Source organism: Glutamicibacter uratoxydans (assembly GCF_050753455.1).
Lineage (GTDB): Bacteria > Actinomycetota > Actinomycetes > Actinomycetales > Micrococcaceae > Glutamicibacter > Glutamicibacter uratoxydans_A.
Genome location: NZ_CP192736.1, coordinates 362939 through 387329 on the forward strand (window position 1 = coordinate 362939; position 24391 = coordinate 387329).

The following is a 24391-nucleotide window of genomic DNA, read 5'->3' on the forward strand; positions in this document are numbered from 1 at the left end:
TAGTGGTGTATTAAGCATGTGGCCAACCGGTGTACGACTCAGCGAGGTATTGCTGGCCGTAACGGGAGGAAGTCACTGTTTCTAGCTCGCCCAAGGCTCGGCGTGTCATGAATGGGTCGGCGTTGACCGGGGTATGCAGCATGGAGGTCATCCAATACGAGAAGTTCTGTGCCTTCCACACCCGTTTGAGTGCTAGATCGGAGTAGCCATCCAGAAGCGCCGTACGCTGCGTCGAGTAGAAGGAATCAATGGCTTCAAAGAGCACTTTCACATCCGCGAAGGCCAGATTTAGTCCTTTAGCGCCGGTCGGCGGAACGGTATGTCCGGCATCGCCAACCAAGTACAGCCGGCCGTGCGATAGCGGCTCGCGGACGAAGGAGCGGAAGCCCAGCACAGTTTTATCGAAGATAGGCCCGGTCTTCAGCTGGAAGCCGTCAGCCCCGTCCACGCGTTTTTGCAATTCGTTCCAAATTCGATCCTCGCTCCAGTCATCCACGTTTTCGCCCGGATCACACTGGAAATACATGCGTTGCACCGTCTCGGAGCGTTGTGAGATCAGCGCGAACCCATGCGGCGAGTTGGCGTAAATCAACTCCGGTGAAGACTTTGGTGCCTCGGTAAGGATGCCAAACCAGGCGAAGGGGTATTCGACCTTGAAATCGTTGCGTTTGCCCTCGGGCATCTGTCGGCGGGCGAAAGAGCGTGAGCCGTCGGCGCCGACAACAATATCCGCATGAACTTCAAAGACTTGACCCGCGGCATCGGTAAAGCGGAACTTGGGGGTCTCTGAGTCGATATCGAGCAGTTCGGTGACTTCTGCCGAGTAACGCAGATCCCCGCCGTCGCGTTCCCGCGCGGCTGCGAGGTCCACGAAAACTTCGTTCTGTGCGTAGAGGGTGACGGTCGCGTCGACCAGATCGCGGAAGTCGAGGGGATGGGACTCACCGTTAAACCGGAGATCGATTCCGGCGTGCTCATCGCCGTGGGTCAGTACGCGGCCATTCACCCCGGTATCGGTCAGCATCGATACGGCTTGAGCTTCAAGGATCCCGGCACGGTGGGTGTTGCGAATGGTTTCGTGGTCGCGTTTTTCGACGACGATATTCTCGATGCCGTGGCTGGCCAGCAGATGCGAAAGCATCAGTCCGGCTGGCCCTCCGCCGATGATGCCAACTTGGGTCTTAATGATCTGTGGGGGAGCAATTGTCACGGAAACAACCTATCAGTGTGCTTAGATCCGCAGGTTCACGGTCGGGGCCGTGAAGTCATGGCGGTCAGGAATATGAATTCCTATCTAGCGTGCCCGGCGTCCAGTACATAATCATCTTCACTCTCATTCAATGAGAATAATCCTCCGAGGAGTGAGTCCTCAGGTCGCTAGCCTAAAGCAATACGCGTCAGCAATTCGCGCAACTGTTCACGTTCGGTCGTATTCAATGCGCTGAGCGTTTCATCTTCGCTCCGTGCAGTGGCCTGACGCGCCCGTTCATAGAGCGCCCGACCGCTGTCGGTAGCAAGGATGACTTTTGAGCGGCGGTCATTCGGATCGGCCATGCGAGTGACTAGCCCACGCTTTTCTAAGTCGTCGACCAGTGGCACGATCTGGCTCGGATCCAGTGAAAGAAAATTGGCTAAGTCACGCTGAGTAGGTGAAATATCATCGCAGGCCAGCGAAAGTACCGAGTAAGAGCGCACGCGCAAATTTAATGGCTTCAGGGCCTGATTTCCCTGAGCCGACCCGATGGCGCGCATCCGGGCGATCAGGAAGTTTAGCTCCCGAGAGAGGTCGCTTTTCATAAATTGCTCTGCTTTCGATACGGCGGTGACGCTACTCATGCCAATCCTCCTCGATTTCCTTGAAAAAATAAATCATTGACTTTTTCAAGAATTAAAGATGTTATGTATATGAGCAAGGTTCCCACGATCTGATCGGTGGGGCAATGGCCAATGAACAGTTACCGCTATAAGGAGAAGTCATGTCGTTAGCAGGAAAAGTCGCAGTAGTTACCGGTAGCGGACGAGGCTTGGGTCTGAGCTACGCGCAGGAGCTGGCCCGTCAGGGTGCTGCAGTGATCATCAACGACATGGATCAGGCGGCCGTAGATGCGGCGGTGGCGAGCATTACCGAAGCTGGCGGCAAAGCCGCTGGCGTGGTCGCTGCCGTAGGCAGTACCGAAACCGCCAAGGCCCTGGTGGCAGGTGCCGTGGAGAACTTCGGACGTCTGGATATTCTGGTGACTAACGCCGGTGTGCTGCGTGATAAGTCGCTGTTGAAGATGAGCGATGAAGACTTTGATCTGGTGATTAACGTTCACCTGCGCGGCACCTTTACCTGTGTGCGCGAAGCCTACGCATATTTCAAGGAAAATGGTGTGGCCGGTCGGGTGATTGCCATTGGTTCACCCACCGGGCAGCGCGGTGCTTTCGGGCAGACGAACTACGCGGCTGCCAAGGCTGGCATCGCGGGGATGGTGCGCACTTGGGCCCTGGAAATGAAGCGGGCGGGAGTCACCGCGAACGTTGTGATCCCGGTCGCCGCGACTGAGATGACCAAGACCATGCCGTTCTTCCGCCCCGCGGTTGACGCCGACGAGCGTGGCGAAGCGATGCCAGAGTTCTACCGCAAGGAGCTGGGCTTCGGCACCGCCGCCGACGTGGCCGGGCTGATCGCCTACCTTGCCTCGGATGCGGCGCAGAACGTGACCGGACAGGCCATCGGGGTGGGAGGCGATCGCATGCAGCTGTGGAGCCACCCGGAACCAATCATTAGCGAATTCCACGATGGTGGCTGGGACTACCAAACCCTACACAACGAATTTGACGCACGCCTAGGTGACAAGCAGCAGTCCGTGGGTGAGAAGTTCCCCGAACTGCCAGAAGAGCTTGCTGCGCAGGTTGCGAAGTAAGGACAGCGACCGATTATGAGCACACGCTATGAACTAGGCATCGACTTCGAGAAGATCGACGCCATCGATATGCACGTGCATTTGGAAGTCGATGAGTGCGGCCACAAAGCGATGCCCGAGGAATTCTTTGAAGCCTCGGCCAAATACTTCAAATCCGAAGAGCGCACCCCTTCGATCGACCGGATCGCCGAGGTTTACCGCGAGCTGAACTTGGCGGCCGTGGTCTTTACCGTGGATGCACGCACCGCACTGGGCCACGACCCAAATTCCATCGAGGATCTGGTGGCTGGCTGTGCCCGGAACAATGATGTGTTGCTGCCTTTCGGATCGGTAGATCCGCGACGCGGTCAGGCTGCGCTGGACGATGCCCGCTATCAGGCCACTGAGCTGGGGGTACGTGGCTTCAAATTCCATCCCTCAGTGCAAGGGTTCGATCCTTCGGATGAAATTTACTATCCGTTGTGGGAGGTGCTGCAGGAACTCGGGTTGCCAGCCATTTTCCATACCGGACAAAACGGTATGGGTGCCGGACTGCCCGGAGGACGCGGCATCAAGCTACGTTACTCTAACCCGCTGCTGCTCGATGACGTGGCCGCTGACTTCCCGCAGCTGACGATCATCATGGCCCACCCTTCGGTGCCGTGGCAGGACACCGCTAACTCGATCGCCACCCATAAGGCCAACGTGTTTATCGACTTGTCAGGCTGGAGCCCGAAGTACTTCCCGGAATCCTTGGTGAGACTTAGCAACAATGTGCTCTCCTCCAAGGTGCTTTTCGGGACTGACTTCCCTTTGATCACACCGAGCAAGTGGTTCGACGCCTTTGCGCAGCTGCCACTGCGTGACGAGGTACGTCCCAAGATTCTCAAAGCTAACGCCTTGAAAGTTCTAGGAGTGAGTGTCGGTGACTGAGAAACCCCTTAGCGATCTCTACGGTAACTGGGATCTGCTTTCCAGTGGTGAACAGCAAGCGCTGGGCCGGCTGCGCAAGGTGCTCGATGAGCATGTGCGGCCACTAGTCAATGACTACTGGGAGCGTGCGGAATTCCCCACGCAGATCATCCAGCCACTGATCGACGCGGATTTGATGACCCCGCCGGAACTCAACGGTGAGCAGCCTTCGGGGCTGTACGCCGGGTTCCGCAACTTTGAGTTGGCCCGGGTTGATGCCTCGGTGGTGACCTTCTATAACGCGCAGTCCGGACTGTTTAGGACCACCGTGAACTTGGGCGGGACCGAGGAGCAGGTGGCGAAGCTCGAACCTTTGATCACTTCCTACCAGTACAAGGGTGTCTTCGCACTCACCGAAGCCGAACATGGATCGGACATCGCTGGGGGATTGGCCACCAGCGCTCGCACCGAGGAACGTGAGGGGCAGTCCGGCTGGATTATCAACGGGTCCAAACGTTGGATCGGTGGAGCAGCTCAAGCCGATACCTTGGCAATCTTCGCCCGCAGCAGCGAAGACCAAAAGGTTAAATGCTTCCTAGTTCCCACCGATGCCCCCGGCGTTCAGATCACAAAAATTCACGGCAAAACCAGCCTGCGCATCATGCAGAACGCGGATATTGCCCTGGAGGAAGTCTGGGTTCCGGAAACCGCGCGCCTCGGGCGGATCAACAGCTTCGCCGATGTGGCCGCTTGCCTGCGCAATATGCGCTCAGACGTCGCCTGGATCGCCACCGGTGTGGCAGCTGGAGCTTATGAAGCGGCACTGAAATACGTGACCGAGCGTCAGCAATTCGGACAGCCGTTGGCAGCATTCCAGCTAATTCAAGAAAAGCTGGCCCATATGCTCGCCAACGTCACGGCCTCGCTGAGTATGGTGGTCCGGCTAACCCAGCAACAGGACGCCGGGATTTACAAGGACGAGAATTCGGCCATGGCCAAGATGTTCACGGCCCGGATGCTGCGGGAAACTGCCGCATTGGCTCGCGAGGTCTGTGGCGGCAACGGAATCCTGCTGGAGACCGACGTGGCCCGTTATCACGCGGATGCCGAAGCAATTTATTCCTACGAAGGAACCCACGAGATCAATTCGTTGATTATCGGTCGGGCCGTCACCGGAATCGGGGCCTTCCGCTAAGCCGGAACTGGAACCCCAGAGATTTTTACCCAAACTAACGCACGTCTACCTAAGGAGCACACCATGGCAAAGACCTTGATCAGCTACGAAGAATTGGCCAACGCCGCCGGGACCGATCTGGGCTACAGCGAGTACCGTGAGGTGACTCAGGAACAGGTCAACATTTTCGCTGACGCCACCGATGACCACCAGTGGATCCACACCGATCCGGAGAAAGCTAAGGAAGGACCATTTGGTGGGCCGATTGCGCATGGCTACTTGACCTTGAGCCTGCAAATTGCTTTCTGGACTGAGCTCTTCGATGTGACCGGGGTGAGTACCAAGGTGAACTATGGGCTGGAAAAAGTTCGTTTCCCTTCCCCGGTTCCCGTCGGCGCGAAGATCCGTATGAAGGCCGCCATTGCCGAAGTTACTGAGGTTCCTGGCGGTTATCAGATTGCCGTTGACCAGGTTGTCGAAGTCCAAGATGCGCCGAAGCCTGCCGTGGTTTCGCGTGGGCTATACCGTTTCTACGCCTAACCATCAAGGTGCTTGTCACCGGTAGTGATTCGCCCGGATCGCTACCGGTTTTCGGCCCGCACCGGGCATCAGCGAAGCCGAAACTCATTGCGCCGCAATTCACTAGCTTGTACACCTCCTGCCGAGACACTGAGGCAGACACTCATAGGGAAGAATGATGCTTAATAAAGGACTTGGTAGTTGGATTCATAAACGTCGAGTGAAGTCCGGCGCTGATATCGCGCTCATTCTCGACGACTACCAGCTCAGCTACGCCCAGCTGGCCACCCGTATCGACCGGCTAGCCGCAGTCTTTGCCGAACGCGGGGTCACTTCCGGCACCCGGGTGGCGTTCTTGGGCGGAAACCATCCGGCGTTCTTAGAAACGCTCTTTGCGTGCAATATGCTCGGGGCCATCTTTGTCCCGTTGAATGTCCGTTTGGCCCCTGTCGAGTTGAACTATGCGCTCAATGACTCGGGTAGCCAGATGCTGATCTGCTTGGAAAATCTGGATGACCAAGCGCGGCTGGCTTTGCAAGACTCGTCAGTACGTGAGTACCTGACGGTTTCGAATACCCCTGAGGCGCCTTCGGAATATGAGACGGCTTTGCACGCCAGTAGCGGGAACTATCGTGATACCGCAGTGTCCTTAGAGGATGCCTCGATCATTCTCTATACCTCCGGAACCACCGGTAAGCCCAAGGGTGCGGTGCTCACGCATCAGAATCTGACCTGGAACTCGTTGAATGTGCTGGTCGATTACGATGTCACGAGCAAGACCGTCGCATTGCTGATCGCACCGCTGTTCCACACTGCCTCGCTCGGGATGGGGGCGCTTCCGGTGCTGCTCAAGGGCGGAACCCTGGTGCTGCAGGAACGTTTCGTGCCTGCCGAAGTTCTGCAGGCCATTGAAAAGCATGGCGTTACCTCGCTGTCCGGTGTCCCCACCACTTATCAGCTGCTGGCCGAAGACCCGGCGTGGGCGCAAACTGATATCTCCACATTAAAGATGCTCACCTGTGGCGGTTCAGCCGTCCCGGTGCGCGTTCTGGAAGCCTATGAGGCCCGTGGGCTGGGTTTCTCCGGTGGTTATGGCATGACCGAGACCTCTCCGGGGGCCACGTCACTACGTGCCGAGCACACCCGGGCGAAGATGGGTTCGGCCGGCCTGCCGCACTTTTTCACTTCGGTCCGCATTGTGGATGGTTTGGGTGCAGATCTCCCCGCGGGTGAGGTGGGAGAAATCCTGATATCCGGCCCCAATGTCATCAAGGAGTACTGGCAGCGACCGGACGCAACCGAAAGTTCCTATTATGACGGTGGCTGGTTCCGCTCCGGTGACATGGGATATCTGGACGAAGATGGCTATTTGTTCATTTCCGACCGGTTGAAAGACATGATTATTTCCGGTGGTGAGAACATCTATCCGGCCGAAGTTGAGCAGGCCATCATGGAGATCCCCGAGGTCGAATCGGTGGCGGTCATCGGGGTGAGCGACGAAAAATGGGGCGAGGTGCCGTGGGCGGTGCTGGTTCTGAAAGAAGGTGCGGAGTTAGACACCGAGGCCTTGATTAATCATCTGAATGGACGCTTGGCACGCTATAAGATTCCCCGCACTGCGGTGTTCACCGATTCGTTGCCACGAACCGCCAGTGGAAAGATTCGCAAGGCCGAGTTGCGCAACCAGTTCGGGGCAGCTCAATCCTAGCTCTTGGGGGTCGGTGAATGCAGTGTCCTCACTGTGTTCACCGACCCCGCAGCATTCCCTTCACGACAAGGGACGTTCCTGATCGAGTGAGAAAAAAGAAGCCCAAATGTAACAATCTCAACTATTGACTTATTCAATCATGCGAATAGGGTTAGGGTGTGGGGTAGATCACACCGCTTCGGTGCACTCGCAATAGGGTCACCGGACGTATTTACATAAGGGGAGAATATGACCAAGCGCCTAACCACAATCTTGGCCAGTGCTTCAATTCTGGCTTTGACACTAGTGGGATGCAGTTCCGAGTCACCCTCGGGCGGCGAGTCCTCAACGCCAGCCGGAGAAGGAAACGGTGAACTCACTAAAGTCGTCGTGGGCATCTTGCCTATCGCACCGTCAGCCGCCGTTCAATATGGCATCGACGAAGGCATCTTCGAGAAGCACGGACTGGAAGTGGAAGTTAACACCTCCAACGCCGGCGCCGCGATGCTCCCGGCTGTTTCTACCGGTGAACTACACCTTGCAGTAGGTAACCCCTTGTCGGTGATCACGGCGGTTGAACGTGGCTTGGATATGAAGATCGTGACTGGCTACTCGTTCTCCAAGGGCGAGGGTGAAGATGCCAACGCGGTAATCGTCCGCAAGGATTCGGGTATTGCGAACTGGTCGGATCTGGCCGGAAAGACCACGAGTATTAACGCCCTGCGAACTCAGGGGGATCTGACGATCATGGAGTCGGCCGAGCTCGACGGAGCTAACCCGCAAGACCTAGAGTTCAGCGAAATGCCATTCCCGGATATGCCAGCACAGTTGGATCGCGGAAACGTTGACGCCATTTGGGTACCGGAGCCATTTATGTCCCGGGCACTGGCCGATGAAAACAACCAGCTCTTGGGCTACCCGAACCAAGAAGCAATCCCGAACATGCCAACCATGGTGACTTTCACCAGCGGCGATTTCGCTGAGGAAAACCCCGAAGTAATCGCGGACTTCCAGGCCGCGCTGCAGGAAATCCTGCCGATCACTGATGGGGATGACCAAGTAATTCGTGACATGCTGCCGGACTTCATCAACATGGATCCGGAAGAAGCGCAGGCGATCGTCATGGAGGCCTGGAACGCTGAGGTTCCCACCGCGGAACTGGAACAGCTGGCAGTTATGGCCGAGAAGTTCGGCTTTATCGATAGCGCGCCAAATATTGCCGAGATGATCGTCAACTAGTTCGGTCGCCGTTGTAACCGTCCGGGTCGTTGCCTTGGTAACGGCCCGGACTGAAATCATTTGGAGAAGTCTCATGAAACACTCGCTCAAACTGGCCCTCTCGTCCTTGGCAGTCTTGGCGCTCGCCGCTTGTAGCTCCGGTTCCCCCAGTGGCTCCGATGAATCCGCGGCCGGCAACGCCGAACTGGAACAGATCACCGTGGGAGTGATCCCGATCGTTGACACCGCCCCCATCTGGCTGGGCGACGAGAAGGGATTCTTCGAGGAAGAAGGGCTTGACCTCACCATTGAAACCGCGACCGGTGGCGCAGCAATTGTTCCTGGCGTGCAATCCGGTAGCTATGATTACGCATTTTCGAATTTGATTTCCCTCATGGTGGCCAATGACAAGGGCCTAGACATGAAGGTTGTGGCCAACGGCATCACCACCACCGGTGACACTTCCTCGGATGTGGGCTCGGTAATGGTCACCGAGGATTCGCCGATTTCTTCGATGAAGGACCTGGCCGGCAAGAAGGTTTCGGTCAATAACCTCTCAAACATCGGTGACACCACCATCTCCGACCTAGTCGAACGTGATGGCGGGGATCCCTCGACCATCGAATTCGTCGAGGTGCCTTTCCCTGACGCGCCAGCAGCATTGGAAAACGGCATTGTCGATGCCGCCTGGATCCTGGAACCCTTCCAATCCTTGGCTCTAAGTGAAGGCGCGAAGATGCTCTCGGCAAACTTCGCAGAGTTCGATCCGGAGCTGGATGTTGCTGTGTACTTCACCGCGGCCAGCAATGTCACCGAAAACGCCGAAACCACTGAGAAATTCACTCGAGCCATGAACAAGTCCTTGGAGTATGCGGCGGAGAATCCAGCCGAAGTTCGCGACATTGTGGGTAGCTACACGCAGATTAGCGACGAGGTTCGCGCCGAGATGATCCTGCCACGTTTCCGGACCGAAATTAACCGCGATTCGGCGCAGCGGCTTGGGGACGCCGCACACAAGTACGGAACCCTCGAAAACCCAGTTGACCTCGACAAGCTGCTTCCATGAGTGCAACCGCAGTAACTGAAAAGACTCGCCGAACGGCACGCGCCGCGGCGAAGAAAAAGCGTGGTGCGCCACGGCCGGTCTGGGGGTTGCTGGGAATTGTAATCTTTCTCGGTATCTGGGAGCTGGCCCCCATTCTGGGCCTCGTGCAGGCTCGCTACCTGCCACCGGCCTCGGAAGTGCTGATCCAGCTGGGACGCGATTTCTTGATGATCGCCTTCTGGGAGGCCGTGGGTGAAACCATGCTGGCCTGGGTGATCGGGCTGAGTGCAGCCATCGTGCTGGCCACGGTGCTGGGTCTGGTGATTGGGATGTCCGGGTTCCTGCGCCGCTTCACTCATTCCTCGGTCGAGTTCCTTCGCCCGATCCCCTCGGTGGCGTTGATTCCCCTGGCCGTGCTGATGTACGGCACCAAGATTGAATCCTCGCTGATGCTGATCATTTACGCCTGCTTCTGGCAGGTTTTCATTCAGGTGCTCTACGGGGTAGCCGACGTGGATAATATGGCCATGCAAACCGCGCGCTCCTACGGGTTCTCCTGGGTGCAACGGGTTCGCGATGTCATCTTCCCAACCATGCTCCCGTACCTGATGACCGGTATTCGTTTGGGGGCCTCGGTGGCGCTGATTCTGGCGATCACCGCGGAACTGATTATCGGTTCTCCGGGACTGGGACACGAAATTATGTTGGCGCAATCCGGTGGTGCGATCGCCGGCATGTACGCACTGATTGTGGCCACCGGGCTGATCGGTGTAGTCATTAATATTGCGATGCGCGCCATTGAAAAACGGGTTCTATCCTGGCACGCATCGGTGCGTGGGGAGGTCATCGTATGAAATTCCTCAAGTCTTTTGGGTTCTTGGTGGCCCTGCCGGCCATTTTGGTTGGCTGGTGGTGGATCGCTTCGAGGAATACCGATAGCTTCTTCGTTCCGGTTCCCGCCGAACTGGTGGACACCTTCATTGAAACTTGGGTAGGCGAGCGCTTCTTCTCAGACGTGCTGCCTAGTGTGTGGCGACTGATCATGGGAGTGGTCGCAGCCATTGTGCTCGGCATCCTGCTGGGGCTGCTGGTTGGTCTTAACCGGACCGCTCGGGCCATTACCGAACCGGTCTTCGAATTCTTCCGTGCACTTCCACCACCGGTGTTGATTCCGGTACTGATGCTGTTGGTAGGCATTAACGACGGGATGAAGGTTGCGGTGATTGTCTCCGGAGCTATCTGGCCGGTGCTGCTCAATACCATCGAAGGGGTGCGCTCCATCGACCCGGTGCAGAATGAAACGAGTCGCTCCTACGGGATTACCGGGTTCTCCCGCATCCGCTATCAGGTGCTACCCTCGGCCACCCCGGCGATTATGGCCGGTGTGCGTCAGTGTCTGTCGATTGGCCTGATCCTGATGGTGATTTCCGAAATGTTCGCCTCCTCCTCGGGGCTGGGCTTCACTATCGTGCAGTTCCAGCGGTCCTTCGCGGTACCCGAAATGTGGTCCGGCATTGTCGTGCTTGGCCTGATCGGTGTGCTGATGTCCTTTATTTTCCAGTGGACCGAACGCCGGATCTTGCGTTGGTACCACGGCCTGAAAGAGGTTGAAAATGCAGTCTGATCCAATCAAAAGTACCGCTGTTGAGGGCCAAGGCCCGGCCGGTCGGACCCTGCCGGAAGGTCAGGCGCTGCTTTCGGTGCGTGGCCTGCAAAAGATCTACCAGACTGATGCCGGGCCGATTGAAGCGGTCCGTAATCTGACTTTCGACCTCGGTCGCGGTGAACTGGTGTGCTTGGTCGGTCCTTCGGGTTCGGGTAAGACCACCTTGCTCAAATGTATCGCTGGCTTGCTTGGAGCGACTAGCGGTGAGGTGCGGCTGGATGGCCAGAAAGTCACCGGGCCACCGAAGAAGATGGCGGTAGTTTTCCAGGAATACGGTCGCTCGCTCTTTCCCTGGTTGCGAGTCGCGGAAAATGTCGAATTGCCGTTGAAGAATGCCGGAGTGCCGAAGGCCGAGAGGAAGAAACTGGTCGCCGACGCCCTAGATGAGTAAGTCCTAAACTACTCCAACACAAAAGACCTCCTGAAACAGATCAAAAAATCTGGTCAGGAGGCCTTTTAACGTTTGACGGAGAGTGTTAAGAATTATGGTGTGAACAAAAACCTAAACACTCTCCTGACAACACTTTACGTGTTCATCACCGACCATGTCATCCCGACCCTGCCCACCAGGCCATGCCGCGGACGGCGGCAATTACTCACTGACGCTGAATTGCTCTGCTTGGCCGTGGCCCAGCACTTGCTGCACGGGGACGCTTCCGAATCCCGGTGGATCCGCTACGCCCGCACCCATCTGACTGGCATGTTCCCGCATATTCCCCAGCAATCCGGATACAATAAGAGGATCCGCGCCGCCGCGCCCCTGGTCTCCCACACCCTGACTGTCCTGGCTAAAGATGTCCCCACCTGGAACGACGTGCTGCGCCTTCTGGATTCCACCCCGGTGCCCTGCGGCCAGTCACGCGAAACGGTGAAACGCTCGAACCTGGCCGGACAGGCCGGCTACGGGTACTGCGCATCGCATTCACGGTATTTCTGGGGCTTTAGGCTTTATCTGATCTCCACCCCCGATGGCATGCCCGTCATCTGGGGGTTGGCCAACCCGAAGATCGGCGAGCGTGAAGCGATCGCCGCGATGCTCGATGCCAGTAGCGACCTGGTCTGTGACGGGCAGGTCATCCTGGCGGACAAGGGCTTCGCGGGCAAGCAGTTCGAAGCGTTCATCACCGAGGACCTCAAGGCGCATTTGCTGCGACCGGACCGGAAGGATGAGAAACCGCGGTTCGGGGACTTCGGCGGGATCCGCCAGTGGGTCGAGTCGATCTTCGACACTCTCAAGGGGCAGCTGGGTTTGGAACGCCATGGGGCTCGCACGCTGGAGGGGGTGATGGCTCGGGTAGCGTGCAAGCTGTTGGCCATGGCGGCCGGGATCTGGCATAACTGGAAGATTGACGCCCCGCGCAAGCGTTCGCTGGTCTCGTATGACCACTGAATCCGCGGGGCGATCATTAGGAATTAATCATCTAGAGGCCGTAGGCCTAGACCATGTGCCAAAGTCCTACCCGTGGCAGCTTTCCGGTGGTATGCAGCAGCGTGTGGCGATCGCCCGCGCGGTGGCTTACCAGCCGGAGGTTTTGCTGATGGATGAACCCTTCGCAGCCGTTGATGCGCAGACCCGTGCGGACCTAGAAGATTTGATCCGTACCGTGTGGAAGAAACTAGGCGTGACCGTCTTGTTCGTCACCCACGATATTGACGAATCAGTGTATCTCGGCGAGCGCGTGATTATTCTGTCCTCTTCACCCACTGTGGTTCAGGAGGATTTGGTGATCGATCTTCCTGATGAGCGCGATCAGCTCAACACCCGGTCGTTGCCGCGCTTTACCGAATTGCGTCACCACGTCTATGAGCAGATTCAGTTGGCGAAGAAGGGTCACCGCCCGGATCAGGCGATCACCCAAGTGGTCACGAATCCGAAGTAGCTCTTCGCACAAGCGACTGAAGAGAAGAAATCTCCTGCCCGGGGTCTTAGCTGAGATTCCGGGCAGGAGATTTTTGAGTCTTAAGGCACTTCTCCGGCTGGATAGAGACGCTCGATGAGTTTCAGGCCGCGATGCGCCCAGTTGATCTCTGCCTCAGCACGATCTAGCAGCCCTTCATAGGTAAACGCCTTGAAAGCGATGATGGCATCATGTTGTTCTGCCGGTGAATTGCTCAGGCGGCGTGCGAGCATGGGGCTGCGTCCTTGCTGGATGTCTGCGACGGTCTGGAGCCAACGGTCGCGCAGCTGCCGGTGGTAGGCCGCATGATTTTCGAAGTGAGCGCGGGCAGCGTCAGGGCTGGCCCATTCCAAATAGGCCGCTTTGAGGTGGGCTGGGTCACGGGTTCGAGCATATTCCAAGTCCTGCGCCATCCAGTGCTGAAAGTCAGCTAACCCCAGATCGGTGAGGTGGTACTGACGCTTCTTGCCACGCGGACCCCAAGGAATGTCTTCGCCCTCAAGAAGGCCGGACGCTTCCATGCGTTTGAGCTCGGGATAAATTTGTGAATCCGGGGCGTGCCAGACGTGTCCTACCGAAGATTCGAACTGTTTATGCAGGTCATAACCCGTCATCGGTTCGACGGTAAGTAGCGCCATGAGTGCATATCGTAGGCTCACTATGACATCCCTTCGTAAAATGTGTTGCAAACCACTATCTCTATAGGTAGTTTAGAGGTATCTCAACTAACTATCTTCATAGTTAGTTGAATTCCTGAACTTCACACTTTTTCATTTCTTGCCACGGGTCATGAGCTTGTCCGACTGGCAGGGTGAAAGGATCACGATGACAAGCACCGCAGCTTCCACTACACATACCGCCAAGATTCTGAGTCATCCACTGAACGCCTGGTACGTGGCAGCGTGGGATCATGAAGTGACGCGTACTCCGATGTCACGACGCATCACCAATCGTCCGGTGGTGTTGTACCGTACCGAAGACGGCAAGGCCGTAGCCTTGGCCGACTCCTGCTGGCATCGCTTAGCGCCACTTTCCCTAGGGAAAACTACTGGCAAAGATGGGATCCAGTGCCCGTATCACGGAATCGTTTACAATTCAGCCGGCCGTTGCATCAGCATGCCCGCACAAGAAACCATCAACCCCAGTGCCACCGTGCCCTCCTTCCCTGTCGTGGAGCGTTACCGATATATCTGGGTTTGGCCGGGGGATCCTACTCTGGCTGATCCAGACCTCGTGCCAAATATGGATCAGATGGATTCGGATCAGTGGGCTGGTGACGGGCAAACCATTCACGCCGAATGTAATTACCAGCTGATTCTGGATAATCTCATGGACTTGACTCACGAGGAATTTGTTCATTCATCCTCAATTGGGCAAGACGAACTGAGCGAGTCCGAATTCATCACGGAACGTGATGGAAACAAGGTCACCGTCACCCGCTGGATGCGTAATATCGATCCACCACCGTTTTGGCGCAAGAATATGCGCGATAAGTTCCCGGATTTTGAGGGCAAAGTCGATCGTTGGCAGATCATTCACTTCGAAGCCCCATCTACCATTCGTATCGACGTGGGAGTAGCGAAGGCAGGCACCGGTGCCCCGGAGGGGGACCGGAGCCAGGGTGTGAACGGGTTCGTCATGAACACCATTACCCCCGAAACCGATCGCACTTCGCATTACTTCTGGGCCTTCATGCGTAACTACCGACTGGACAGCCAGCTGATCACTACCCAGCTGCGCGATGGCGTGCATGGTGTCTTTGGCGAGGACGAGCGGATGCTTAAAGCGCAACAGGAAGCGATTGATGCGAACCCGGACTACGAGTTCTACAACTTGAATATCGATGCCGGGGGCATGTGGGTACGCCGCATTCTTGTATCCATGATGGCTGCCGAGGGCCGAGAGAATGCCGCGAAGTAGAACTGCCGAATCACGCGGACGAAGGACGGTGCAAGTTTAGATGGCGGCAACAAATATTGAAGTGTGGCAACAGGCCACGGTGGTTCACCGGGAACAGGTTGCCGAAGGAATCCTTCGCATTGAACTGGAACCGGACATGCCCAAGCGCGCAGAGCCGGGATCGCATATCGATCTGATCATCAGCATCAATGGTAAGGACGTCAAGCGGTCCTACTCGGTGGTTGAGACCAGCGCCGATGGGAATCGGCTGGTTATTAGCGTGCTGCGCGCCCCACTTTCGCGCGGGGGCTCGATATTCATGCATGACCTGCAGATCGGACAGCGGCTGAACATCACCCAACCCTTGCAGAATTTCCCGCTACGGGTGGGCGCGGAACGCTATGTGCTCCTCGCCGGGGGTGTGGGGATAACTGCGATCCTGAATATGGCCACGGTACTAAAGAAGCTCAAGGCCAATTACACCCTGGTGTATGTCGGTCGTAGCCGTTCAGCTATGGCCTACCTAGAGCGGTTACAGCAGCTGCATGGTGAGCGTTTGCAGGTGCATGTCGACGATGAGGGCAGCTCGTTGCACATCCCGGAGCTCTTAGCAGGGGTTACTGATGGCACCGAGCTGTACATGTGCGGCCCGATACGTTTGATGGATACGGTGCGCCGGGACTGGTTGCAACGCGAACTGGAGCTTTCGGCGTTACGTTATGAAACCTTCGGCAATAGCGGGTGGTATGACCCGGAAGAATTTATCGTCCGGGTGCCGAAGCTGGGCCTAGAAGTCACGGTTCCCCCCGGCCGCTCCATGCTTGAAGCGCTGGAAGATGCCGGTGCACAGATGATGTTCGACTGCCGTAAGGGCGAATGCGGCCTATGCGAGGTACGAGTTACCCAGCTTTCCGGTGGCATCGACCACCGCGACGTGTTCTATTCTGAACGGCAAAAACGGCAGAGCAGCAAAATGAACTGCTGTGTTTCCCGTGTGGTCAGCTCAGGCACCGGGCTCCGCTCCGACGCCCCAAGCTCCGGCTTTCCGGCAGTGGTGACCATCGAACCGAACTAACGCGCCGAGCGTAGTGGCTAAACTATTCCAGCGCCTATAAGCGAGATGGAAATTCACCGGTAACCGCATCCGACGTCCAGTTTCGGCAACTTCAGGCCTGATCTAGTCCCAGCATTGCGATCCGGCTAGGAGTAAGTTGTTTCGGTAGTCGGAACATCCGTATTTTCGCACCAGCCGTTGTAGCTCATGCTTAGAAGATGGAGCGAAAAACTGAGGTAACCACCGTAAAACATGGGCCGGATGCGTCCCGGGCCACCGCGTTCCCGCGACAAATTAAACCTAACGGGGAACCTCAGCTACGATTTCTTTTCATTCTGGCCGTGCTGACCACCATTTCACCGTTCGCTACCGACATGTACCTGCCAGCCCTTCCTCTGATTGTGAAGGAGTTGAACAGCGATGCGCCCGCGGTGCAGCTGACGCTGGCCGCGTTCTTGCTCGGCATTGCGCTTGGGCAACTTGTCTTTGGCCCGCTGGCCGACAAATTCGGCCGAAGGAAACCGCTGATTGCGGGAACTGCTCTATGCCTGATCGCCTCGGTAGCCGCCACCTGTGCCCCCACCGTTGAGTTTCTCATCGGAGCTCGACTGCTGCAGGGCTTCGCTGGAGCGGCAGGCATTGTGATTGGCCGAGCCGTCGTAGCTGATCTCTTCCGTGGAGTTGCCGCTGCCCGTGCTTTCAGTCTTTTGGCGGTGGTCGGTGGTCTGGCACCGATTTTGGCCCCACTCTTTGGAGGATTACTTGTTGAGCCGATCGGTTGGCGAGGCATCTTTGGGGTGTTGCTCGCGTTGACCGTGGCGATGCTGCTTATCTCAATTTTTGCCATCCCGGAGACGAGTCAACACACGAACACCTCTGCCGTGCGTATCGCGGACGGCTTGCGACTACTGCGTATTCGCGGGTTTGCGAACTACACATTGTTGAAGTTCTTCGTCTTTGTCGTATTAATGGGGTATATCGCGGCATCGCCGTTTGTCTTCCAGAACATCCTAGGAGTCAGTCCACTGGTCAGCGGACTGCTTTTCGGGCTTAATTCGGTGGGAATGATTCTGGCCAACAGCATCAACGCCTGGCTTGTTAAATCTCAAGGACCACGCAAACTTTTGCGGGTGGGGTTGACCATCATGAGTCTGGGTGCGGTGAGTCTGGCCGTATTGGTGATTACTCCGGCATCGGTATTTCTCTACCCGGTTCCGCTGTTCTTCATTATTGGAGCACTGGGATTCGTCAACGGAAACTCTGTGGCACTGGCCATGGATCAGGCCCGGCATGCTGCCGGCACAGGATCCGCCTTCATCGGTTGCGCCCAGTTCTTTGGCGGGGCTGCTGTCGCGCCACTGATGGGTATCGCCGGCGAGCAGAGCATGATGCCCTTAGTCCTCGTCACTCTCGTAGCAACTTTCGCGGCAAATATTTTCTACTTCTTGGCCAAGGAACGGCCAAGCACCGCGGTTGGTTAGCGCCGCAAGGGGCAAAGTGTCAACGTGGGTTGGGCTGAGCTCAGTATTAGGTTGCATGAGAATGAGCCGCTCGGCCGAAGCGACAGTGCGGCGCCAGTGGCGAGGATCAAAAAATCCGCTGAAGTGTAGCTGCGTACAGCGTACTTTGCGCGTTTAGCCCCTGCCCACTGAGCAAACTAGCTTTCCGCGGTGACCCGGTGCAGCCGAACAGTTAGCAGTGCGAGGAACCAGTACCAGCAGACACACCAGAAAATGCTGTAGGCTCGTCCGCACTCGTTCATCACAAGCGGGGACGGGCCTACAGCGGGTATCTCGGAAGGTGAAGGTGGCTAGACTTGCAGAGTGTGCTCGGTGTGTTCTACACCCTTCGTTGGTTCCGACTTGCTACTGGGAGCGCTGGTGCTCATCTCGGAATCTAGGTTTTGGATATCTGAACGTGAGCGATCCGTGGCGAACAAGAGTGCGATCAGTGACATGGCCGAGAACGACATCCACAATAGGGCCACCAGCCAGAGGTCTCCGCCGCCAGCGATCACTAGTGCCGTCGCGATCATTGGAGTGAACCCGGCGCCCAAGGTGGAAGCCATTTGGTAGCCGATTGAGGTCCCCGAGTACCGTACCTTGGTTGGGAACAACTCGCCCGCGAACGCCCCGTATGGTCCGGAGGTGAAGCCCTGTACCAGGCTCAGACCCAGCACGATGGCCAGCAAGAAAGCCATGGTGTGGCCCATTTGGAGAAGTGACATGACAGGGAAGGCCAGAGCAATGGCCCCAATATTGCCCCAGATCAGTATTCGACGGCGACCGAGACGGTCGCTGAGTTTGGAAGCCACAATGATGAACACAACCGTGAATACCCCGCCCACGGCTTTGAGGTTCAGTACTTCGTGCTGGGCCAAGATCGCCTGCTGTACGGCATAGGCAATTGCCCAAGCACCCATGAGGCCCTGCACCATCTGCCCGGAGAGACCTGAAACCAATGCGATCAACAGGGGCTTGCGGTGATTGCGGAAGAGCTCGGCAACGGGGATACGCTGCTTCGCCTTCTCTGTCGCGGCAGAGACCTCGGTGAATACCCGCGATTCGGAAACCTTCATTCGAATGAAGATCGCCAGCATCATCAGCACGGCAGAGAAAACAAATGGCACACGCCAACCCCAACTGAGGAACTGCTCTTCCGGCAACAGGGTCATTGCCGAGAGGAATAAGGTGCCCACAATGGTGCCTGCCGGAGCGCCCATGTAAGCGAAGGATGCAGCAAACCCGCGGGAACTCTTCTTAGAGCTTTCGAAGGCCAACAGCATCGCACCACCCCATTCGCCGCCTACAGCCAGTCCCTGGAAGAAACGCAAGGTCACCAGAAGCAGCGGGGCCCACAGACCGATTTGCGCAGTGTTGGGTAGCAGACCAATGAGAGTGGAGGCGATACCCATGGCCAGAACCGTGGTCAGCAAGATCGTCTTGCGACCAACCTTGTCGCCGAGGTTGCCAAAGATCAGTGCGCCCAGCGGGCGAGCAATATATCCGATCGCCAACGTTCCAAAGGAGACGAAGAGGGCGACCCCCGGATCGAGGTCTGCGAAGAAAATTTTGTTGAAAACAATGCCCGCCGCGGTGGCATACAGAATGAAGTCGTAGTACTCGACGGCAGTGCCGAGAAAACTGGAGAAGAGAATTCTGCGCATTTCCTTCGGGTTGGCGTGGTAGGTTTTGCCTTCAGGTGCGGGAGTCGAGTTGTTCTGACTCATGACAGAGTCCTTTCGAAAATTGTTGAGCCTAGATGTTGGCCGGGAACGAATTGCTAACCTCTGTAGCCGTACGTGCGGCAGGGCCGAAGGGAATGACCTCTAAATCATTGGGAATCGACAGCGGACCCGAGTAAGTGGTGTGCGCTTCTTGCCACGCCGCTGGGGGAGAATAGCTCGGTACCAAGTGGTGTAGTGCCAGATGCTTAGCCCCGGCCCGGGATGCAATTACGCCAGCTTCTTTCGCGGTGGTGTGCGCTCGCCGGTGGTGATCCATCGTTGCCTGTAGCATCTGAGCATCCGAGTACTGGGCGGCCAGAATGTCTAAATTAATAGCCTCATGTAGCAATAGGTCGGTTCCCTGAGCTAAGCGCACCATGTTTTCGCACGGGGCGGTGTCACCGGAAATTGTGACTGATCCTGCCACCGTCTCGAAGCGGAAAGCGTAGGCTGGCGCGGTCGGGTGATGAGAAACCAGAATGGCGGTCACCGTAACCTGCTCGTCACGGAAGACTTCGATTGGTTCCATCTCGGGGGAGACATCGGTATCCGGGTCGAATGCCAGGTCTGCTGGTAGTTCGATTTCGAGTGCCTCGAACTGTTCGACCGGTGATTTAGCTAGTGAATCAAAAATTCGATCATTGCAGTCGGTGGCGTAGGCTCCCAAAATTCCGTGCAGCAGACCGTTCACCCCAGGGGTCGGACGGTGCGGGGCGACTGCGTCGGGAGTGCTGGTCGCGCGGGGGGAGAGCGGTGGCAGTTTACCGCGGTCACTCGGGCCGACAACGGGAATGGGGCCGCGGGGAGTGTTCTTTAGTTCGAAAGCCCCAAAGAGTAGCAGTGAGGGCAAATCCACCGTGTGGTCCGAGTGCATATGGGTAATGAAAATGCCGCCGAGGTTGGACATCGCTAAGCCCGCAGCATTGGCTTGACGCCCGGCGCCCTGGCCGCAGTCGACGAGATACCAGGTTTCGCCCACCACAACGGCCGTCGCGATACCAAAGCGCGGAGTACCTTCGTGGTCTTTCCACCAGCGTGGACCACCGGCGGTACCGAGGGTCACGATATAGGGAATGAGTGGGGTGTCCGGTGACTGGCTCATGAGTTGAATCCACTTTCCAGAGAATTAGAAAAATTAAGGACAGGGCGACGCTGGTGAGCGAGGCGCGATGTCTGTCTAGGTATTGATTCAATTGTGGTGTTGCGCATCACATTTTCCTAGCTAGTATTTTTGTAGAGACTCATAAGGAGAGCTAATGAGTGATGTGACCTTACGGCAATTGGAATATTTCGCCGCTGTGGCAGAAACCCAGTCGGTAACCAACGCGGCTCGGCTGTGCCACGTCAGCCAAGGGGCGGTAAGCCTTGCGCTCGGGCAGTTAGAAAATGCGCTTGGGGTTCCGTTAGCACTGCGGCACCGTGGGCGTGGAGTGGCGTTGACACCCGAAGGTCAGGAGGTGGCTAAGCGTGCCCGCCTGATCACCGAACAAGTGGAACAGTTGCGCTTAGCAGTGCTCCACACCCACACCGGACTTTCCGGCAGATTGTCCATTGCGGTGTTCAGTACGGTGGCAGTGCATGTGATGCCGCATCTGATTGAGTGGTTCGCATCCAAGCATCCGGACATTAAGCTGGGGTTCGTTGAAGGTAATGGGCCGGAAATCCAGCAAGCACTCGTCAGTGGGCGGGCACAGCTGTCGATTGGATATCAGGCTCAATTCGGGGAAGGCTGCGAAACGGAATTGATCCATGAATTTCATCGACGTGTAGTGCTCAGCCCGAATCACCCCTTGGCTGATTTTGAAGAGATCAGTTTCGCCCAGTTGGCCCAGTATCCGGCCGCCTTCTTGAGTCTTGAGCCCGCCTTGCAATTTACGCTAGCCGAGTTCGAAAGATACGATGTGCAGGCCAACGTGGGGTGGCTGATGTCCAGCGTGCCAGCCATTCACTCCGTGGTTGGACGTGGATTGGCCTATTCTCTGTTGATGCAGCCGACCGAAAGCAGCATGGAGAATCGGCCGCTGGTATTCCGTCCCTTAGCGGATAAGACGAGCAGTAATTCGCTGGTTGCAGCCATGCCGCTAGGGATTGACCGTAGTGCCATGGTTAACGAAGCACTAGCCTGCTTACGCGCTCAGTGGGCCTAAAGCTGTCAATTTATCGCCGGGGTAACTGTTGCCGCAACGGTGAAGTACTACTCTAAGCTGGCCAAAGAACGCACCGGTCAAAACCCGGACGTGCGGAGTCGGTCGGAAAACGGGAATGAGGAATATGCGCAGGCAATGCCGAGTCGGAGTACTCGGGCACGGAGCCATTGGATCGCGGGTCGCGGCAGATATCGCTGCCGGTCTGGTGCCGGGGGCTAGTCTGGCCGGAATTATGGTGCGAAGCGAACTCAGGGACGCTCCGGCGCGAAGACTTTCGCTCTCGGCGGCCCTCACCGAGTGCGACGTGATTGTCGAATGCGCCGGACAACAAGCACTTGAAAGCTATGGCGAACAAATCTTGAGTTCCGGCACCGACCTGTTGATGACCTCCATCGGCGCACTTGCCGATCCGCGTCTGCACACGAAACTGCATGCCGCGTTCCCCGGGCGGTTGTTCTATACCTCCGGTGCCATTGGCGGGTTGGATCTCTTAGCCGCCGGGGCTCGAATGGGTGACTACCAGCGCGTTACGGTTACCACGCGAAAGCTTCCCCACTCACTCATCCAGCCGTGGATGAGTGAGAAGCAAATAGCGCAGCTAGAGCAAGCCACTGCCGCCAGCGAGGTCTTTTCCGGTTCTGCTCGCGACGCGGCCCAGCTCTTTCCCAAGTCCCTGAACGTGGCCGCCGCGGTCGCTCTGGCCATCGGTGACTGGTCTGTGGTGCAAGTTAGGCTTCTGGCCGACCCTGCGGCGAGACTAACCGAACACCGCATTCACGCCAAGGGAACTTGCGGTGAATACGATTTCACGATTCAGAACGAACCAGCTGCCGAGAACCCCAGAACCAGCGGCGTGGTTCCCTATGCGGTGCTGCGCTCACTGAATTCCATCGTTGCCCAGTCCGGCGGGTTGATCTAATAAGGTAACCCGACAAGAGCATGGCGGTGACTTAGAGATCTGCCAGATGACCTAGCGCACGCGAGATTCCGCGGGCGGCGGTGCGAAGCGCCATGGCGACTGCCGGTAGTGAAGTGGTTTCGCGCGGTACCACCACCGAAAGCACCGCCACCGCATACCGTTGACCATCAAGGATCGGGGCCGCCGCCCCGGTCGTTTCGGGATCGATGAGTCCATCCAGTGTGGCATACCCCCGACGTCGAATTTCCGCCAGCTCATGGCGCCATTGCGGATGGTGGTGCTCTAACGTCTCCGCGCGGCGCGATAGGTAATCATCCAGCACATGCGGAGCGGAAAAAGCCAGGAGCGCCAGACCCATCGAGGTGCTGTGCACCGGCATCCGTCCGGCCACCGACGCCTGATTGACCACCGAACCGGGACGTGAAAGCCGTTCGATCACCAGCACCTCGTCCTCATGCAACAGCGCTAGCTGGGTGTTTTGCCCTAAGAGCTGATTGATATCTTCCATAAAGGGCAGTGCGGCGGAACGTAAATCTTGGGTGGTGGCGCTGCGCGTGGCTAGCTCCCAAAGCCTGAGACCGAGGGAGACCTTGCCATCCTTATCGCGGGCGAGAAGTCCGTGACTCACCATGTCATCCAACAGCCGGTACATCGTGGCTCGGGGGATCTGCGCCCGTCGCGCCAGGGTAGCTACCGACATGCTTGGATTTTTGGAATCAAAGGAATCCAAAATCCGCACGAGCCGGTCAAGCATTGAATCCCCGCTGGGAGAATTGGCCATGGCATAACTCTAAACCACCCCGTTGGCCACGCGACCGGACGTGTCACAGGGCACAAAAACCTTGAATGTGGATTCCAAGATTGATAAAGTTCATTTAACGAACTTAAGTTCACGATGCGAACATTTCGCGGTGAGGGAGTAAACCATGCAGCAGGCCTATCTATACGATGCGATTCGTACCCCTTTCGGTAAGTTGGGTGGCACGCTATCTGGTCACCGCCCGGATGATCTGGCCGCACATGTCGTTCGTGAGATCGTGGCGCGTGCCCCACAACTGGACCCAACAACGATCGATGAGTCGATCTTTGGCAACGCCAACGGTGCAGGCGAAGAAAACCGCAACGTTGCTCGCATGGCCACGCTCCTTGCCGGGTTGCCCACCTCCATTCCGGGCACCACGATGAACCGCCTGTGTGGTTCCTCGCTGGATGCTTCCATCGCCGCTGCCCGTCAGGTGGCCACCGGGGACGCTGACCTCGTACTGGTCGGCGGTGTTGAGTCGATGAGCCGTGCTCCATGGGTTTTGCCGAAGACCGAACGCCCGTTCCCGATGAGCAACCTCGAACTGGCAAACACGACGCTGGGTTGGCGTCTCGTGAACCCGGCCATGCCGCAGGAATGGACCGTGTCGCTGGGTGAAGCTACCGAGCAGCTGCGCGAAAGATACCAGATCAGCCGTGAAGATCAGGACAGTTTTGCGGCCGCATCGCACCAAGCCGCCGCGGCGGCCTGGGATGCGGGCAGATACGACAACCTCGTGGTTTCCGTACCGCCTGCCTCCAAGCGCGGCAGCGAGGTCACCCGCGATGAGACCATCCGCGCAGACTCCACCGCCGAAACCCTCGCCGGACTGCGCACCGTATTCCGCTCGGCCGACAACGGAACTGTCACCGCTGGCAACGCCTCACCGATGAACGACGGCGCCTCGGCAGCTTTCATTGGTTCCGAGCGTGGCGGAGCGTTGCTGGGTGCCGATCCGATTGCCCGCATCGTGTCCAACGGTGCCTTAGCTTTGGATCCGCAGTACTTCGGTTTTGCGCCGGTTGACGCAGCCAACAAGGCCCTGGCCAAGGCCGGGCTCTCCTGGAGTGACATTGCTGCGGTGGAACTGAACGAGGCCTTTGCCGCACAGTCGCTGGCGTGCATCCGCGCCTGGGACATCGACCCAGCCATCGTCAACGCATGGGGTGGCGCAATCGCCATCGGCCACCCACTGGGTGCCTCTGGCCTGCGCATTCTGGGCACCTTGGCTCGTCGCCTGCAGGAAACCGGCGAGCGCTACGGCGTGGCAGCGATCTGCATCGGTGTGGGTCAGGGTCTGGCAGTGGTTATCGAAAACGTCAATGCTAGCGCCTAAGTAC

The 24391-nt window shown here is 57.4% G+C and carries 22 protein-coding genes and 2 pseudogenes; 18 read left to right on the plus strand and 6 right to left on the minus strand.

Going from position 1 to position 24391, the window contains the following annotated elements; all coding sequences use genetic code 11:
* Nucleotides 1–10: 10 nt before the first annotated feature.
* Nucleotides 11–1204 carry a 4-hydroxybenzoate 3-monooxygenase gene (locus tag ACQQZ8_RS01730; protein WP_431712110.1) on the minus strand — a complete coding sequence of 398 codons (1194 nt, stop codon included), beginning with the start codon at nucleotides 1202–1204 and terminating at the stop codon, nucleotides 11–13.
* 173 nt (nucleotides 1205–1377) lie between these two features.
* Nucleotides 1378–1836: a MarR family winged helix-turn-helix transcriptional regulator gene (locus ACQQZ8_RS01735; RefSeq protein WP_431711032.1), complete on the minus strand. Its 459-nt coding sequence runs from the start codon at nucleotides 1834–1836 to the stop codon at nucleotides 1378–1380.
* Nucleotides 1837–1976: 140 nt separating this feature from the next.
* On the opposite strand from ACQQZ8_RS01735, the gene ACQQZ8_RS01740 reads away from it, so the two are divergent.
* The 12 genes and pseudogenes from ACQQZ8_RS01740 to ACQQZ8_RS01795 all read left to right on the plus strand — a co-directional run.
* A complete protein-coding gene (locus tag ACQQZ8_RS01740) occupies nucleotides 1977–2906 on the plus strand; it encodes an SDR family NAD(P)-dependent oxidoreductase (RefSeq protein ID WP_431711033.1) in 930 nt (309 codons plus the stop codon).
* A gap of 15 nt (nucleotides 2907–2921) precedes the next feature.
* Nucleotides 2922–3818 (plus strand): amidohydrolase family protein, encoded by an 897-nt coding sequence (locus ACQQZ8_RS01745; protein WP_431711034.1) that lies wholly within the window; start codon nucleotides 2922–2924, stop codon nucleotides 3816–3818.
* Nucleotides 3811–4992 (plus strand): acyl-CoA dehydrogenase family protein, encoded by a 1182-nt coding sequence (locus ACQQZ8_RS01750; protein WP_431711035.1) that lies wholly within the window; start codon nucleotides 3811–3813, stop codon nucleotides 4990–4992. The genes ACQQZ8_RS01745 and ACQQZ8_RS01750 overlap by 8 nt, the downstream gene beginning before the upstream one ends.
* 63 nt (nucleotides 4993–5055) lie before the next feature.
* Nucleotides 5056–5511 (plus strand): MaoC family dehydratase, encoded by a 456-nt coding sequence (locus tag ACQQZ8_RS01755; protein ID WP_431711036.1) that lies wholly within the window; start codon nucleotides 5056–5058, stop codon nucleotides 5509–5511.
* A gap of 157 nt (nucleotides 5512–5668) precedes the next feature.
* The gene (menE, locus tag ACQQZ8_RS01760) at nucleotides 5669–7198 is read left to right on the plus strand and encodes an o-succinylbenzoate--CoA ligase (protein ID WP_431712111.1); all 1530 of its coding nucleotides are present in this window, start codon (nucleotides 5669–5671) and stop codon (nucleotides 7196–7198) included.
* A 228-nt stretch (nucleotides 7199–7426) separates the two neighbouring features.
* Nucleotides 7427–8416, plus strand: coding sequence for an ABC transporter substrate-binding protein (locus ACQQZ8_RS01765; RefSeq protein WP_431711037.1), 990 nt, complete (start codon nucleotides 7427–7429; stop codon nucleotides 8414–8416).
* Nucleotides 8417–8489: 73 nt separating this feature from the next.
* A complete protein-coding gene (locus ACQQZ8_RS01770; protein ID WP_431711038.1) occupies nucleotides 8490–9461 on the plus strand; it encodes an ABC transporter substrate-binding protein in 972 nt (323 codons plus the stop codon).
* Nucleotides 9458–10294 carry an ABC transporter permease gene (locus ACQQZ8_RS01775; protein WP_431711040.1) on the plus strand — a complete coding sequence of 279 codons (837 nt, stop codon included), beginning with the start codon at nucleotides 9458–9460 and terminating at the stop codon, nucleotides 10292–10294. Before ACQQZ8_RS01770 ends, ACQQZ8_RS01775 begins: the two co-directional genes overlap by 4 nt.
* The gene (locus ACQQZ8_RS01780; RefSeq protein ID WP_431711041.1) at nucleotides 10291–11064 is read left to right on the plus strand and encodes an ABC transporter permease; all 774 of its coding nucleotides are present in this window, start codon (nucleotides 10291–10293) and stop codon (nucleotides 11062–11064) included. The genes ACQQZ8_RS01775 and ACQQZ8_RS01780 overlap by 4 nt, the downstream gene beginning before the upstream one ends.
* Nucleotides 11054–11491: pseudogene (locus ACQQZ8_RS01785) on the plus strand (ATP-binding cassette domain-containing protein); the annotation flags it as partial. The gene ACQQZ8_RS01780 and the pseudogene ACQQZ8_RS01785, both read left to right, overlap by 11 nt.
* A gap of 105 nt (nucleotides 11492–11596) precedes the next feature.
* Complete coding sequence (locus tag ACQQZ8_RS01790) at nucleotides 11597–12496, plus strand: IS982 family transposase (RefSeq protein WP_431711042.1); 900 nt, start codon at nucleotides 11597–11599, stop codon at nucleotides 12494–12496.
* Nucleotides 12497–12527: 31 nt separating this feature from the next.
* Nucleotides 12528–12986: pseudogene (locus ACQQZ8_RS01795) on the plus strand (ABC transporter ATP-binding protein); the annotation flags it as partial.
* Nucleotides 12987–13066: 80 nt separating this feature from the next.
* Here the strand turns inward: ACQQZ8_RS01795 and ACQQZ8_RS01800 are convergent.
* Nucleotides 13067–13663 carry a PadR family transcriptional regulator gene (locus ACQQZ8_RS01800; protein ID WP_431711043.1) on the minus strand — a complete coding sequence of 199 codons (597 nt, stop codon included), beginning with the start codon at nucleotides 13661–13663 and terminating at the stop codon, nucleotides 13067–13069.
* Between the two features lie 166 nt (nucleotides 13664–13829).
* Between ACQQZ8_RS01800 and ACQQZ8_RS01805 the strand changes: the two genes are divergently transcribed.
* The 3 genes from ACQQZ8_RS01805 to ACQQZ8_RS01815 all read left to right on the plus strand — a co-directional run bounded on the left by ACQQZ8_RS01805 (nucleotide 13830) and on the right by ACQQZ8_RS01815 (nucleotide 17438).
* Nucleotides 13830–14924: a Rieske 2Fe-2S domain-containing protein gene (locus ACQQZ8_RS01805; protein ID WP_431711044.1), complete on the plus strand. Its 1095-nt coding sequence runs from the start codon at nucleotides 13830–13832 to the stop codon at nucleotides 14922–14924.
* 40 nt (nucleotides 14925–14964) lie between these two features.
* Entirely contained in the window at nucleotides 14965–15978 is a 1014-nt protein-coding gene (locus tag ACQQZ8_RS01810; RefSeq protein ID WP_431711045.1) for a PDR/VanB family oxidoreductase, read from the plus strand.
* Nucleotides 15979–16175: 197 nt separating this feature from the next.
* Nucleotides 16176–17438, plus strand: coding sequence for a multidrug effflux MFS transporter (locus tag ACQQZ8_RS01815; RefSeq protein WP_431711046.1), 1263 nt, complete (start codon nucleotides 16176–16178; stop codon nucleotides 17436–17438).
* Between the two features lie 329 nt (nucleotides 17439–17767).
* On the opposite strand, the gene ACQQZ8_RS01820 is transcribed toward ACQQZ8_RS01815, so the two are convergent.
* Entirely contained in the window at nucleotides 17768–19186 is a 1419-nt protein-coding gene (locus ACQQZ8_RS01820) for an MFS transporter (RefSeq protein ID WP_431711047.1), read from the minus strand.
* Nucleotides 19187–19214: 28 nt separating this feature from the next.
* Nucleotides 19215–20285: an MBL fold metallo-hydrolase gene (locus tag ACQQZ8_RS01825; RefSeq protein ID WP_431711048.1), complete on the minus strand. Its 1071-nt coding sequence runs from the start codon at nucleotides 20283–20285 to the stop codon at nucleotides 19215–19217.
* A 154-nt stretch (nucleotides 20286–20439) separates the two neighbouring features.
* Here ACQQZ8_RS01825 and ACQQZ8_RS01830 point away from each other — a divergent pair, with 154 nt between their 5' ends.
* Both ACQQZ8_RS01830 and ACQQZ8_RS01835 read left to right on the plus strand, forming a co-directional pair.
* Nucleotides 20440–21330 (plus strand): LysR family transcriptional regulator, encoded by an 891-nt coding sequence (locus tag ACQQZ8_RS01830; RefSeq protein WP_431711049.1) that lies wholly within the window; start codon nucleotides 20440–20442, stop codon nucleotides 21328–21330.
* A 124-nt stretch (nucleotides 21331–21454) separates the two neighbouring features.
* On the plus strand, nucleotides 21455–22249 hold the full coding sequence (locus ACQQZ8_RS01835; RefSeq protein WP_431711050.1) for an aspartate dehydrogenase domain-containing protein: 795 nt from the start codon (nucleotides 21455–21457) through the stop codon (nucleotides 22247–22249).
* A gap of 31 nt (nucleotides 22250–22280) precedes the next feature.
* Here ACQQZ8_RS01835 and ACQQZ8_RS01840 read toward each other — a convergent pair whose 3' ends face one another.
* Nucleotides 22281–23030, minus strand: coding sequence for an IclR family transcriptional regulator (locus ACQQZ8_RS01840; protein WP_431711051.1), 750 nt, complete (start codon nucleotides 23028–23030; stop codon nucleotides 22281–22283).
* Nucleotides 23031–23175: 145 nt separating this feature from the next.
* On the opposite strand from ACQQZ8_RS01840, the gene ACQQZ8_RS01845 reads away from it, so the two are divergent.
* Nucleotides 23176–24387, plus strand: a complete 1212-nt coding sequence (locus tag ACQQZ8_RS01845; RefSeq protein ID WP_431711052.1) for a thiolase family protein — start codon at nucleotides 23176–23178, stop codon at nucleotides 24385–24387.
* The last annotated feature ends 4 nt before the right edge of the window (nucleotides 24388–24391 follow it).

Excerpts from the sequence above, each read along its gene's own strand:
- ACQQZ8_RS01825 (WP_431711048.1), bottom strand. The coding sequence starts at position 20,285 with ATGAGCCAGTCACCGGACACCCCACTCATTCCCTATATCGTGACCCTC.
- ACQQZ8_RS01740 (WP_431711033.1), top strand. The coding sequence starts at position 1,977 with ATGTCGTTAGCAGGAAAAGTCGCAGTAGTTACCGGTAGCGGACGAGGC.
- ACQQZ8_RS01835 (WP_431711050.1), top strand. The coding sequence starts at position 21,455 with ATGCGCAGGCAATGCCGAGTCGGAGTACTCGGGCACGGAGCCATTGGA.
- ACQQZ8_RS01805 (WP_431711044.1), top strand. The coding sequence starts at position 13,830 with ATGACAAGCACCGCAGCTTCCACTACACATACCGCCAAGATTCTGAGT.
- ACQQZ8_RS01845 (WP_431711052.1), top strand. The coding sequence starts at position 23,176 with ATGCAGCAGGCCTATCTATACGATGCGATTCGTACCCCTTTCGGTAAG.
- ACQQZ8_RS01775 (WP_431711040.1), top strand. The coding sequence starts at position 9,458 with ATGAGTGCAACCGCAGTAACTGAAAAGACTCGCCGAACGGCACGCGCC.
- ACQQZ8_RS01755 (WP_431711036.1), top strand. The coding sequence starts at position 5,056 with ATGGCAAAGACCTTGATCAGCTACGAAGAATTGGCCAACGCCGCCGGG.
- ACQQZ8_RS01810 (WP_431711045.1), top strand. The coding sequence starts at position 14,965 with ATGGCGGCAACAAATATTGAAGTGTGGCAACAGGCCACGGTGGTTCAC.
- ACQQZ8_RS01745 (WP_431711034.1), top strand. The coding sequence starts at position 2,922 with ATGAGCACACGCTATGAACTAGGCATCGACTTCGAGAAGATCGACGCC.
- ACQQZ8_RS01820 (WP_431711047.1), bottom strand. The coding sequence starts at position 19,186 with ATGAGTCAGAACAACTCGACTCCCGCACCTGAAGGCAAAACCTACCAC.
- ACQQZ8_RS01780 (WP_431711041.1), top strand. The coding sequence starts at position 10,291 with ATGAAATTCCTCAAGTCTTTTGGGTTCTTGGTGGCCCTGCCGGCCATT.
- ACQQZ8_RS01815 (WP_431711046.1), top strand. The coding sequence starts at position 16,176 with ATGGAGCGAAAAACTGAGGTAACCACCGTAAAACATGGGCCGGATGCG.
- ACQQZ8_RS01840 (WP_431711051.1), bottom strand. The coding sequence starts at position 23,030 with ATGGCCAATTCTCCCAGCGGGGATTCAATGCTTGACCGGCTCGTGCGG.
- menE (WP_431712111.1), top strand. The coding sequence starts at position 5,669 with ATGCTTAATAAAGGACTTGGTAGTTGGATTCATAAACGTCGAGTGAAG.
- ACQQZ8_RS01830 (WP_431711049.1), top strand. The coding sequence starts at position 20,440 with ATGAGTGATGTGACCTTACGGCAATTGGAATATTTCGCCGCTGTGGCA.
- ACQQZ8_RS01765 (WP_431711037.1), top strand. The coding sequence starts at position 7,427 with ATGACCAAGCGCCTAACCACAATCTTGGCCAGTGCTTCAATTCTGGCT.
- ACQQZ8_RS01735 (WP_431711032.1), bottom strand. The coding sequence starts at position 1,836 with ATGAGTAGCGTCACCGCCGTATCGAAAGCAGAGCAATTTATGAAAAGC.
- ACQQZ8_RS01770 (WP_431711038.1), top strand. The coding sequence starts at position 8,490 with ATGAAACACTCGCTCAAACTGGCCCTCTCGTCCTTGGCAGTCTTGGCG.